We start from the raw sequence: 13,557 nt of genomic DNA, 5'->3' as shown, positions 1-13,557 counted from the left end.
AAATATTAAAAAATATGGAAGATATAATTGGAGTACCTTTAAAGGTACCACGAAATTTTCGGTTAATATGTGAGCTTTTTGGTATCGCTGTGCCAGCTTTTATTCAATTGTTTCTAGATCATTACTCTTTTATAGATCAGAATTTTAAAGATAATTCGAGCTATAATATTGTGACTAGGGCTATACGTTTTATCAACGATAAAATTCCTAAAGACCATAATCGTTTGAAGATCGAATTCAAAGATAATGACAGGGATGTTGGGATAAAATTATTGCGACGTCAGGTAAAATTAGCAGTCAATAGAAATTATAGTACCGGCGAACGCAGAAATAGAGGGCGTATTATTACTGCGCAGCTTTATGATCTTTTTGCTAAAAAGGTAATGCTTAAAGATCGAATTTATTTAGATGAAAACATATACTTTAAATTGAGTAAGGATTTTCTGCTGACTTGCATTATGAATTCCGTTCATCCATCGCATTATATCAATACCATGATGCTGCAGGCATCAACACCTGATTTTTTAGCAGCAATGCACCTCGATAAAGCGACTTATAATCCAGTTTTGGGATTTATTCATCGTGTCCTTGACGGTTATGGCGGCCTTATTGATTGGGAATATCGTAATACATCTTTTTTTAAACGATTTATAATGGATTTGCAGGAACTCAATAAACGCTATTTTTTCTATCGGGATCTTGATCAAAGAGTTGCACTTTATCACGTCTGGCTAGATAATCTTTTGGAAACTAAGGAGGACTAATTTGAGTTATAAACAACCTTTGGAAAGTTTGGGAAACAACCTGTCTTTTGATGAAGATGGCGTAATCTTACAGCGGTTAAATAGAGGTAACTAGGATAAAAAAAATGATGACTTCTTAAATTAAATAAATAATGGAAACATTCGAAAATATTAAATTGACAACAGCATTTAAACAGTTCTGCGATCTGTTCAATTTCACACCGGAAGAAGTTGTACAGGAATTTATTGATAAAATTGACATTGCAGAGTATATGTGTGATCCAATACAACCCAATCGCTGGGCTAATCTATTTGCGATGGAATATTTGATCCAATATACACAGTCCGAAAACAGTATTGTTGAATATAGGGAATTTGCAGAAGAGTGGGTGAAAATGATGGAGACTGGTGGAGATGATCTGATCGGAAATACAAGACTACTGTTGGATGCCTGGCACAAAAAAGTTTTAGAGGATCGTATTCATAGTATTATGAAAGAAGATGAAGGGGACGATATAGCGTAACTTTATGTTAAGTTTGATCAACCTTGTAAAATACGACGATCAAAATGTTTAAACCTAACTCGTCATTAATTGGCTAACGATAGTGATTATAACATGCAATCAAAATGAATTGCTATATTTAATCATGCATGCAAAACCTGAACAACGAAAAACATCATTAGTACCAGTATTATGTAAAGTTTTTATTGGTACTATTGGTGTTTTTGCTATTTTGACAGCTTGTTTCTATCATAATCAACTTGACGTTGACGGCAACTTGACAATAGGATTTCCCTGGACATTTTATAGGGAAGGAAGCGGCTATAGCCCAGATCTTAATGAGCAGGTTGGATACCATGAATTTGAACCTCTAAAATTGATCGGCAATATTCTTTTTTCTGCTACTTTATATCTTCTGATTTTATTGATTTATAGCTTTGTTAGCAGGAATCTTAGGAAATAAATCTTAGGTGTATTGTTATCCTTTTGTTAAGCTTTCATGACATGCTAACTCGGTTTAGTTAAAAACTGTTAATGTTTTATTGACCCTGCCTTCATATAGCATTTGTAATCTTGTAACCATAAATCAAATGCGCTACTTATGAAATTTAAAGCCAACAATGTCTTTTGGTTGTTATGTGCCATTGCAGCGAGCTCACCCGCTGTTCAAGCCAAATCGTTCACACTAACCACGTCCCAATTTACGCATGTACAGGGGATGGTCAAAGGCCGTGTCGTCGACGCCCAAGGAAATGCTGTCGCCGGAGCAACTGTTCAAAATTTGAAAAGTAAAAAATCTGTTCAGTCTGACGAAAAAGGAAATTTTCAGATCGAAGCCGAAATGGGCGATAACCTGAGTATTTCCTTTATTGGGTATAGCAGACTTGTGCAAGCTGTTACCCAATCCAATGGGCAGATATTTTCCCTACAGACTGATGAGAACACACTGGAAGAGGTGACCATCTCTATCGGATACCAGCGGATCAGAAAGTCGGATGTCACTGGTGCTATTGCCAGTGTTAAGGCCGAGGAACTCAATTTGAGCGCACCAAAATTATCCCAGGCGTTGGTTGGTAAAGTAGCAGGTGTACAGGTGATGCAAACAAGTGGTGCTCCATACGATGGGACCAAAATGCGTGTTCGCGGAATGGGATCGATCAATGCTGGTTCGGATCCATTGTACGTTATTGATGGTTATCCAGCAGGGAACAATCTCAATATCAACCCCAATGATATTGAGTCTATCGATGTTTTAAAGGATGCCGCTTCTGCTGCGATCTATGGGTCCCGTGGCGCTGGTGGTGTTGTATTGATTACAACCAAGCGTGGCAAGGAAGGTAAAAGTAATGTGGACTACGAAGTATTGGGCGGCTTTGGTCAGCTTTCCAAGAAAATCGATGTTTTAAATTCGGAACAGTTTATTGATCTCTTGATTGATGGTCGTAACAATTCCTATAAAGACCTTCTGGCTACGAAAGGGATCGCTTGGAGCGATAGTAGACGCTTTGATGATAATAAAACGCGTATCGCCAATGTCGGAAATGCCGGTTCAGTAAGTATTCCTGAAGACTACTATGACTTTGCGTCCGGTACCGCAAAAAAAGCGAAATATGATACGGATTGGCAGGATGCCTTATACCGTAATGCTTCTTTCCAACGTCATAATCTCTCTACGTATGGCGGTAACGAAAAAAATCGCTATTTCCTAAGTGGATCTTATCAGAATCAACAAGGGATCATGCTGGGGACGGATCAAAAAGTCTTTAATTTTCGTGCCAATATCGATAGCAAAGTAAGCAAGAGGTTGACCGTCGGCGCAAACGTATCGTTTACATATAACGACAATAACGAGGTGACGACAGGCCGTTACGACAGAAGTCCGTCTATGGCGGCTTTAATCTATCTGCCGACACTGCCGGTTTATAATGAAGATGGAACCTATGCCAAATACCTGATGGCCGATCTTTCGGCGAATAATTACGGTATCCAGAACCCTGAAAACCCACTGGCTTATGTTACTGAGATTAAAAACAACCGTCGTGGAAAGAGAGGGGTATATAACGCCTTTGCAGATTTTTCCATTATGGATGGCCTAAATCTAAAAGTAAACGGTGGACTGTCTACTTATGACGAGAAGTATGATTATTTCCGTCCGACAAGTATATCCGATGGAAACAACAAACCGTTTTCACCGCAGGCAATTTCTGCTGCCTATGCAGATGCCAAGACAAAAAATGAATTGGACAAATTGCTGGAAACAACGTTAAACTATAACAAGACCTTTGGTGGTAAACATCAGGTATCCGCTTTATTGGGCTATTCGGCGCAACGAACAGATTATGATTATCAAGGTGTGAGAGCCAACGGTTTTAATAATAATGCAATTGGGGAAATTACAGATAAAGGAGCGGATCCTTCTAATTTCCAATTGCTAAAAGACGATACGTTCAAACGTACGACAACGCTCCAGTCTTATTTCAGCCGCGTAAATTACAGCTTCGATTCGAAATATTTCCTTTCGGCATCCATTCGTACTGACGGTTCGTCACGCTTTGGACCGAACAGTAAATGGGGAACTTTCCCATCGGTTTCAGCCGGGTGGACCCTCTCCAAGGAGGAGTTTTATACGGATTGGTTAGGGCAACAATCGACAGTCAAACTAAGAGCGAGCTGGGGACGTAGTGGAAATAATAATATTGGTGATTACAATGCGATATCCGTGATCAACTCACCAGCAGGTGTGATCCTTGGGGATAAAGTAGAAACCTCTTATACGGCTGGCAATCTACTCGATCCAAAATTGAGCTGGGAAACAACTTCGCAATACAACGCCGGTCTTGATCTCGGTTTGTTGAAAGGCCGCCTCAACATTATGACCAACTTTTACCTGAGCCGTTCCTTCAATTTATTATTCAACCAGCCACTCTCCGCTGTATCTGGATCAACAACGATCCTGACCAATCTGCCAAATTCGAAGGTGCAGAATAAAGGTTTTGATCTACAGATTGATGCAACACTGATTCGCAAAAATGAATTTGAATTAGGATTCAGTGGGAATATCAATGTCAACAGAAATAAAGTGCTCGATCTTGGTGGGGCTTCTACCATTCTGACGAATGGTGCTGAACGCTCCTACTTAACGCATATTACACAAGAAGGAAGTCCAATTGGTATGTTCTATGGTTTTAAAGTTCTGGGTGTTGCAACAGAGGAAAACTATAAAACTGTCGCACCTTCTGCGGCTTCAACAACCCCACTGCAACCAGGAGATCTTTATTTTGAAGATGTAGATGGCAATGGTATCGTCAATGATGCCGATAAACGTGTGATCGGCAATCCGCATCCTAATTTTACCTATGGCTTTGCCGTTAACGCACGCTATAAGGCATTTGATCTACGGGCATCATTTAATGGCTCCCAAGGGAATAAAGTGCTGGATGGCTATGATTATTACCTCTACAATATGGAAGGTTCCGGTAACCAATATGCGGATGTCGCACAACGCTACCGTTCGGCTCAAAATCCGGGAAATGGTAAAGTCTACCGTGCATCGCGTGGCGGTACGCAAAGTAACAGTACACGTCTTTCCGATTTTTATCTGCAGGACGGTTCATTCTTGCGTATGACAAATATTGCCTTGGGTTATAATCTTCCCAAAAGCCTAGCAGAAAAATTAACACTTTCTGGGGTAAGGGTCTACGCGATCGTGGACAATCCATTTACGATTTCTAAATACAAAGGCTACAATCCGGAACCCGATTATAATCAACGCGGCAACCTGACTCCAGGTGTGGATTATGGGCTTTATCCATTGGTGAGATCATATAACCTTGGTGTGAAAGTAACGTTCTAATAGCAGGATCGAGGAGCTGTTGTGCGTAGGAATATCAAGGAAAGCCCCGTGTTAAGCTCCAGTATTGTAAAATAGTCCTACAGACTGCTCTTTGTAGTTCCGTGGGCTGATGAAAAATAAAAAAATAACAGGATGAAAAAAAGATATATATTACCCTTTGTTTTGTTGGCATTGTCTTCATGTACCAAAGATTTTTTAAATCAGAAAAATCCCAACGCCGTTACGATTGATGATTACTTCAAGTCAGAAAATGATGTGCTCTTGGCGGTTAACGGTCTTTACCAGTCCCTTCGTTCGGGAAGTACGATCGGAGAATCCAGTACATTGTATAATGAGGAACGTTCGGATAATAGTGGACGTAATGATAACCAATCCAACGCCGGCGAGCCATTCCAATTCAATGACTTTTCGTTGCTGCCAAGTAATACCTATCTAAAGACGCATTGGTCGGCTATGTATGCGGCAATCAGCCGCTGTAATGTGGTTCTGTCACATGTCGACGATGTGACCTTTACGAGTGCAGAATTAAAAGGACGTTATATTGCGGAAGCGAAATTCGTTCGTGCATTATTATATTTCCATATGGTGCGTAAATTCGGAGATATTCCATTATCTACGGTACAGGTGACCAGTAAAGAGCAAGCAAATGAATTGGCTTTTCGGCAAAAAGAGTCGGTTGTGTACGAACAGATCATTAAGGATTTGACAGAGGCATTGTCCAGCAATCTTCCCAATACACAGAAAGATTACGTCATTGGCAGAGCATCTAAATCGGCTATTAATGCAATTTTGGGACAAGTATACTTAACGTTGGGAGCAACGCAGACGTCGGGGAGTGCAGAAAATTTTGCGAAGGCAGAACAGTACCTTAATGCGGCCTACCAAATGCGAACTTTTGGTAAACTGAACGAAATCCCCTATGCGGATGTTTTCGATGTGACCAAGAAAAATAGCTGTAAAGAACTTGTTTTTCAGATTCAGTACAAACAAGGTGACCAAAACTATAGCTCGAGTATTGCCCGTAATTACCAGGCGAGAGGGGAGACCATCAACTCACGCTATAACTCTACAGGTGCTGGCGAAGTTGCGAAACTAGATTTGATTAAAGATTACGAGCAAGACGATATCCGAAAAGGCTTCTCGGTAAAGTTTGCCGCCAATACGCAAGTTAACGATTGGTTTGTAACCAAATTTAGAGATAACAGTGACGCTGCAGGTACCAATGGTTGGGGCGGAAACGACTGGATCTTGATCCGTTACGCCGATGTGATGCTGTTGTTGGCAGAAGCAAAATATCACTTGGGTAAAGATGCGGAAGCTATCGCGCTTTTGGATCAGGTACGTGAACGTGCTGGATTGCCTTCGTATGCTACTTCAATGCTAAATACTACCTATCGTAGTAAATATCCAACCTTAAAGGAGGCCATATTGCATGAACGCCGTGTAGAACTGGCATTTGAAAACCAACGTTGGTTTGATTTGATCCGTAATTATAATGCACAAGAACTGGTGACTTATTTCAAAACGAAGAGCCAGGCTGATTATGGAAATGCTAAAATCTCCAATATCTCGACAAAAGATCGATACTATCCAATTCCTTTTGATGAATATAAGCTGGATCCGGTACGTATGTATCAAAATCCTGGTTATTAATCTGCAATGGAATAGATGTGATAAAAAATATCAGAAAGATCTTGTTACTTACCTTGGGAATATGCTGCCTGCATATTTCCAAAGGTCAAGTAAACAATATGCCTGACGGTCCACAGGATTGGCTGATCAAGAAGAATTATTATGCATCCTATTTGCTCTTAAAAGATCCTGCCCTTATACAGGAGCTCGTGGGCTCCAAGCCGATAGCACAGGTGTTGGAAAAACGGTTCGAACGTTTTAACAACAGCGCCAGTTGTCCCGATCTCATGTGCTATTTGAATGCCTTCAAATGGCAGGAGAACGAAATTGACCTGTTGGCAGAGCAGCTGGCGGAGCAAATTGGGCATAACAAGAAATTGGACCAGCTTGTTCAGGCTAGTCTTATTCCATCAATGACCTATGGTGTGTTGCATCATGAAACGGCAAAGGCCTATTTTACGAAAGCCTTGAAACAGGATTTAAAGGCAATGAATTATGTGGTGGACGTCTATGGCGGAGGTAAAAGTCCCAATTACCCCAAAATAGATTCGATCTCTTTCGATGTAAAACGTGCGGCCTACCTTCATCTTTTGGACGATGTTCGCCAAGACGTCCGCAAGGATATTCCAACACATAAAACGGCATTTTTTTTGACCATGATGACTGCTGTACGCTTGTTGGAAATTAATGAGCGATGGGACGCGGCACAACTAGAACCGCTGATTGAACTCGAAAACAAGAAAGCTTACGAAGCGGTCAAAAATACCGATTTCGCAAGCTATCCCTATAGTCTGTTGCTGACCTTAGGTGCAGGCCCCGAGGTGTATGGACAGCCTATTAGTCCAGGTGGAATGTTACGTGCGCGGATGGCAGCCCGAAGCTACTTTGAAAAATTGGCCCCTTTTATTGTGTTGTCTGGCGGTAAAGTACATCCCTATAAGACTCGCTTTATTGAGGCAATAGAAATGAAAAAGTATCTGATCGAGATTATGGGAGTACCTGAAGCGGCAATATTGATTGATCCACATGCGAGACATACGACCACAAATTTGCGTAATACAGCACGTATCCTGTTAAATTATGGTTTTCCGAAAGATAAATACGCCATCGTTAACAGTAGTAAAGTGCACATTGATGCGGTGGAAAAGATGGGCGATCGTTGTATGCGTGAATTGGGGTATATTCCCTATACATTGGGTAAACGAATTTCAGATGTGATCATCGAGTTCAAGGCAAAAGAAGAGGCCTATACGATCGATCCTGATGAACCCTTAGACCCTTAGCCAACTAACTAGGCCGATTGCTAATCTATTAACTGAGCAGATCGGCTTTGTCTATGGCTTATGGGAAGGCATGAAAAAGGTCCGCAGCATTGCAAGCTACGGACCTTTTTTATTTTAAAATAATGGACTTTCCTTCTTTAGCCGAGCGTTTTGCCGCTTCCAGGATTTCGACTACAGTGACATTATTATTGATCGATCCGAGATCATTTTCTGGAGCCATAGCATCTTTCAGAACCTGTTCGAGATAGGCAATATGGTTCTCAAAATAGGGGACCGTAGTCGGTATATGTGTAGGTGGATCATTCTGCTGTTTGTATTTTAGAAGCTCTTTATCATTTTTAGCGTAGAGCTGAGCTTTTGTGCCAAAAACCTGCAGATCTTTAACACTGTATGGCCAAGCCCAAGAAGCTTGAATAATGCCCGTGCTGCCGTCACGGTAGCTTAGTATGATGGTGGCATTGTCGTCTACCTTTGGATAAACCTCTGGCTTGAGCTGTTGTGTAAAGGCTGTCACTGAAATTGGCCTTTCTCCATTTTTGAGCCAGGTCATCAGATTGGCGCCATAACAGCCAAAATCCATCACTGCACCGCCACCATTTTTTTTCGGATCAGTAAGCCAGTCGAGGAAGTAATTGCTGCAGCCGATTTCTTTAGGTCCTTCGTGACCGTCTTTTACAAGTATACGTGTGATTTTTCCAATTTCACCCTTGTCGACCAACTGCTTCAACTGTTGATTACTTTTATACCAGGTCGTTTCGTAATTTACCAAAAAGGGTGTTGCGAACTGTTTGGACAAAAATGCAATACGTTTTGCGTCAGAAAGAGTCGTAGCAAGAGGCTTCTCTACCATTACAGGGATCTTAAGCGGGAGACAGGTCTCTGCGACGAGGATATGCTCATCGGTTGGATTGTAGGCGAGTACCGCATCCGGTTTGACATGTTTCAATAAGCTTGGTAAGTCATGGTAGAAGATTGTGTCAGGTAAATTATACTGCGTTCGTATTTTGTTTGATAAGGTTTGATTCGGTTCGGCAATACCGATAATATCGACTTTTTTATCCTTATATAAATTTAAAAGCAAGAATACGTGGTCATGGTTGAGCCCCGCAACAGCAACTTTAAGTCGCTCACTGGCCTGTGCAACTTGTTGGAAGAATAGGAGCAGGAAAACTAGGCGGATAAGATGCTTCATATGTTAAGTTTAGTTATTATAAATATACCGATTTGTGCTGAGGATACCCGTTGTAAATCCAGATTACTTTGCGGTGCGATTGGATGATATCGGCAACAATGTCAAAATAGGTTTCTCCACGACCAGCTTTTAGCTCATCTAGTTTCTTTTGAAAATGCGTTTGATTGAATGGTGATTCTGCTCCAAGTTTCCCTCTATAATAGGCCAAAGTTGTTTCAACGCCCAATGATGCCCTGCTGTGTGCAATATCCTTCCAAACAATGCAATGTGAAACAGCATCTTTAAAGTTACCAAATCCACCGTAAAGCAAATCGTCAAAGCCATCTAGGCTTCCTATCTTCCAGCTTTCGCTGGACATGTAGACGGCATTGATTTCTTCGTAAAAACTTGCAATATCGTTGATGCTACAGCCATCAACCACAGCCACGCCAAGATCGGGATTGCTTCCCACAAGTTGCTTAAAATCTGTCCAGAGGTCCTCCCCGGGAAATACTGTTCCAGCTGCTTTGTTTTGCCATTTGTTCAACAATTGAACGAGTTCGGTTCTAATGGTACTGGGGTGATAGGTCAATGAACACAAAAACGAGCTTAATGCAGTGCCATCCGAATCACTGACCAAAAAATGAGCAAGTGTACCGACCAATTTTTTTTCATCTGTTTTCATCTCTGACCTTTATTTTTAATCGTCTAAAAATAGCCTAACGAAATCGTTTGCGGTTTTTTAACAAAAAATCCTATACATTTAACGATACATTTAAGGATAAATCTAATGTTATGATCTACCGATTTACTTGCTATAGTATATTAACTCTTGTGAATATACTCTTTAGGTTTGGGATTTCTGTATTCGGACAGCAACATCCTAACGTTATTGTCATCCTGAGCGACGATGGAGGTTATGATGATTTTGGTTGTTACGGCGGTAGGGAGGTCTATACCCCCAATATTGATGCACTTGCGAAAAATGGCGTACGTTTTCAGTCGGCCTATGCCTCAGCTTCAGTATGCGCTCCTTCTCGGGCGGGCTTACTTTCTGGCCGCTACCAGCAGCGCTTTGGTTTTGAACATAATATTTCGAAACGTCCCACTGCGGGTGTCGCACCTGAAGATATCGGAATGGATACGCAGGTAGCCACCATTGCTGACTTCATGAAGTATAACGGCTATAAAACTGTAGCGATTGGCAAATGGCATCAAGGGGATGGTCCACAATTTAATCCATTGAAACGTGGGTTTGACCATTTCTATGGTTTTATCGGTGGTGACCGGCCTTACTTCCCAATCCATGGTGCCGTGAAGCCAACGCAGCTGCTTTATGACGATCGACGTATAGTCCCCGAAGACTCAATTCATTATTTGACTGAAACATTGACCAATAAAGCAATTGCGTATATTCAACAGTATCGAAGCCAGCCCTTTTTTATGTATTTAGCTTTCAATGCAGTGCATACACCTGTCGAAGCGCCCCTGAAGACTATTGATAAGTATAAAAATGTAGCTGATCCATTGCGTCGTGCTTACTTGGCTATGCTGGATAATATGGATGAAAATATTGGACGTCTGGTTGAACATTTAAAGCAAGAAGGACTTTATGAAAACACCTTAATCATTTTTATGAATGATAATGGAGCGGCAACAAATAATGGCGCAGACAATGGACAATTGCGTGGTTTAAAGGGATCGAAATGGGAAGGTGGAATCCGGGTTCCCCTTATCATGCAATGGCCAGCCAAGCTACCGAAAGGGATAACATCAGATGCCATGGTATCGGGAATGGATATCTTACCCACCAGCATCGAGGCAATAAAAGGGAAGAACATCCAGGGGCAGCAAATCGATGGCATCAGTTTGCTATCTTCCTATAAGGATGTGAAAAATGGACACGACTATTTATTCTGGCGTCGAGGGATTGCACGTGCTGTGCGACACAAAGAATGGAAACTGATTGTGGTTAAAGATGATCCGATATTATTGTTCAATCTTAGGGATGACCTTCGGGAACAGCATAATCTAGCCACGAAGTATCCTGAGCGTGTAAAGGAGATGCTGAATAAACTGAAGGAATGGGAAAAGGGACTGGAGAATCCAAAATGGCTAAGCTCTGTATTGGACAATGATCAAAATCAACTGATGAAACACCGGATGGAAGTCGTCGGACGAGCCGCAGAACGACAATATCCTTAAGTAATGAATACTAAAAACAGATGAAAGGACTAATCCTATTTTTATTGTCCTTTGCCTTGGTTATGGCAAAGGCGCAGAACAGCGATACGTTTGTGCGTATTAAAAAGCATGTATACGATGATGAGTTAAGTGGCCCATTGCCAAATGCAGATAAAACGTTAAGCCTATGTAATCAACTGCGTGCTGACGGTACTTGGGCAGATATCGATTACAGCAGTAAGTCAATATCGCTTTGGCCTCCGGGAGAGCACTTGGATCGGTTAAGGACACTTATTGTTGCCTATGTGTCTCCACAAAGTGCATCTTATCAGGAAAAATCACTTTACGATAAAATCCTGCTTGCCGCACAATATTGGGCAAATAATCGTTTTGAGTCTTCAAATTGGTGGCATAACGAGATCGCTTCGCCAAAAGCCATCGGTGTCTGTCTTATCCTGATGAAATTTGGAAAGGAAAAAATTCCTACTACACTAGAGACTCCACTTGTTGAGCTGATGAAGCGTGGCGATCCTTACACAAAAACAGGGGCGAATAAAAGTGATATTGCCATGCACTATTTTTATCGTGCATTGATCTTGGAAGATGAAAATCTTTTAGCTGCTGCGATGGAGCAGCTGCTTTTTCCGATACAGCTCGTGAATGGCAAGGAAGGACTGCAATATGATTTCTCTTACTTACAACATGGCCCTCAATTATACATTGCAGGCTATGGGGAGGAATTTCTGAAGGGGATCTCAAAAGTTATGGCCTATGTGCGGGAGACACCTTATGCTGTAGACATGAAGAGGCTCGGCCTTTTTGAACAATTTCTTACTGAAACCTACCTGCCAATTATTCGTTCGCGCTATATCGATTTTAATGTACATGGTCGCGGGATCTCACGCCCCAATATCTTGGAAAAAACACAGGAGACCGCCATATTACAACAAATGAAGTTGATTGATCCCGCCAAAAATACCATTTGGAACAAAGCGCTAGCAAAACTAGATAGCGTCCAGCCTTATGACGCTGAGCATATCGAGGTCCACCGCCATTACTGGAAAGGAGACTACACGACTCATCTGCGTAAGCAATTCCACTTTAATGTTCGATTGGCCAGTAGCCGTACCAATAAATCGGAGTCTGGAAATGGAGAAAACGTTCTTGGGCGCAATATGTCAGATGGTGTGACCAATATTCAGGTATTTGGACCCGAATATTATAATATTATGCCCGTATGGGAATGGGATAAAATTCCTGGAACGACAACACGAGATTATCCGGGCGACCTGGAATTGAAAGAACAATGGGGAGCACTTGCTGCAAATAACTTTGCAGGCGGCGTAAGCAACGATAAGACAGGAGCCTCAGCTATGTCGGTCCAGTACGACGGGGTCAAGGCTCAAAAAGCCTGGTTCTTTTTCGATCGGGAAATCGTTTGTTTGGGGGCTGGGATTCACTGTGCTGCGCCAGAAGCTGTGGTAACAACCTTAAACCAAACCTGGCTGAATGGACCCGTTGTCTGGAATGGAAAGGAAATGTCTGCACTCGATTCAGTACAGAGATCTGTCAAAGTAGGCGATTTTATAACCCATAACAATGTTCTGTATTATTTTCCAGCAGCTATGAATGTTGGATTGACAACCAAAGATCAGGTTGGTTCCTGGTACCGGATCAACCGTTCCCGTTCCAAAGATGTTGTACATGGAAAGGTCTTCAAGCTTTGGTTTGATCATGCTGTTGCTCCAAACAATGCGAGCTATGCTTATATTGTTGTGCCTGGTACCAAAACTGTTGATACAAAAGCAATGCAGCAGCTAAAAATTTGGCAGAATACATCGGATATACAGGCGGTGGAGCATAAAGGGAGCCGGATTCTACAAATTGTTTGTTATCAAGCAGGAACGTACCAAGTTGGCAATTGGTCTATAAAGCTCGATCAACCTGCTATCATACAATTGAGTATGCGCGAAACAACTAGCATGCAGCTTGATGTTGCAGATCCACTCCAAAGAGCCAAAACAGTGAAGGTTCAACTCGTCAATAAACAGCTTCGTGTAAATCAATCGCTGGAGGTTTCGCTTCCACAGGGCGAATACGCAGGGAGTACTGTAAGTAACCAAATCGCGATCGGGAAGAAATAATCCAGATTCAATTGGAAAGCTTATAAAAATACAAAGGGGAGATA

General features: G+C 41.7%; 10 protein-coding genes. 8 read left to right on the top strand and 2 right to left on the bottom strand.

Annotation, left to right across the window (positions count from 1 at the left end; genetic code table 11):
- Window positions 1–14 precede the first annotated feature (14 nt).
- The 6 genes from B3E92_RS06235 (at window position 15) to B3E92_RS06210 (ending at window position 8,014) form a co-directional block, all read left to right on the top strand.
- Window positions 15–764, top strand: a complete 750-nt coding sequence (locus tag B3E92_RS06235; RefSeq protein WP_075991008.1) for a hypothetical protein — start codon at window positions 15–17, stop codon at window positions 762–764.
- A gap of 131 nt (window positions 765–895) precedes the next feature.
- The gene (locus tag B3E92_RS06230) at window positions 896–1,267 is read left to right on the top strand and encodes a hypothetical protein (RefSeq protein WP_075991009.1); all 372 of its coding nucleotides are present in this window, start codon (window positions 896–898) and stop codon (window positions 1,265–1,267) included.
- A 124-nt stretch (window positions 1,268–1,391) separates the two neighbouring features.
- Window positions 1,392–1,709, top strand: a complete 318-nt coding sequence (locus B3E92_RS06225) for a hypothetical protein (protein ID WP_075991010.1) — start codon at window positions 1,392–1,394, stop codon at window positions 1,707–1,709.
- Window positions 1,710–1,847: 138 nt separating this feature from the next.
- Window positions 1,848–5,099, top strand: a complete 3,252-nt coding sequence (locus tag B3E92_RS06220; protein ID WP_286895905.1) for a SusC/RagA family TonB-linked outer membrane protein — start codon at window positions 1,848–1,850, stop codon at window positions 5,097–5,099.
- A gap of 132 nt (window positions 5,100–5,231) precedes the next feature.
- A complete protein-coding gene (locus B3E92_RS06215; RefSeq protein ID WP_145328892.1) occupies window positions 5,232–6,752 on the top strand; it encodes a RagB/SusD family nutrient uptake outer membrane protein in 1,521 nt (506 codons plus the stop codon).
- Between the two features lie 17 nt (window positions 6,753–6,769).
- A complete protein-coding gene (locus tag B3E92_RS06210; RefSeq protein WP_244294520.1) occupies window positions 6,770–8,014 on the top strand; it encodes a YdcF family protein in 1,245 nt (414 codons plus the stop codon).
- 109 nt (window positions 8,015–8,123) lie between these two features.
- Here the strand turns inward: B3E92_RS06210 and B3E92_RS06205 are convergent, their stop codons facing one another.
- On the bottom strand, window positions 8,124–9,206 hold the full coding sequence (locus tag B3E92_RS06205) for a Gfo/Idh/MocA family protein (protein ID WP_145328890.1): 1,083 nt from the start codon (window positions 9,204–9,206) through the stop codon (window positions 8,124–8,126).
- 16 nt (window positions 9,207–9,222) lie between these two features.
- Window positions 9,223–9,870, bottom strand: coding sequence for a hypothetical protein (locus tag B3E92_RS06200; protein ID WP_286777449.1), 648 nt, complete (start codon window positions 9,868–9,870; stop codon window positions 9,223–9,225).
- A 110-nt stretch (window positions 9,871–9,980) separates the two neighbouring features.
- On the opposite strand from B3E92_RS06200, the gene B3E92_RS06195 reads away from it, so the two are divergent.
- Window positions 9,981–11,390: a sulfatase-like hydrolase/transferase gene (locus B3E92_RS06195; protein ID WP_145328888.1), complete on the top strand. Its 1,410-nt coding sequence runs from the start codon at window positions 9,981–9,983 to the stop codon at window positions 11,388–11,390.
- A 20-nt stretch (window positions 11,391–11,410) separates the two neighbouring features.
- Window positions 11,411–13,513 (top strand): polysaccharide lyase 8 family protein, encoded by a 2,103-nt coding sequence (locus tag B3E92_RS06190; RefSeq protein WP_075991014.1) that lies wholly within the window; start codon window positions 11,411–11,413, stop codon window positions 13,511–13,513.
- Window positions 13,514–13,557 lie beyond the last annotated feature (44 nt).

Source organism: Sphingobacterium sp. UBA6317, assembly GCF_002440385.1.
Taxonomy (GTDB): Bacteria; Bacteroidota; Bacteroidia; order Sphingobacteriales; family Sphingobacteriaceae; genus Sphingobacterium; species Sphingobacterium multivorum.
Note: the sequence above shows the minus strand (reverse complement) of the source record. Positions and strands in the feature narration are given on the sequence as shown.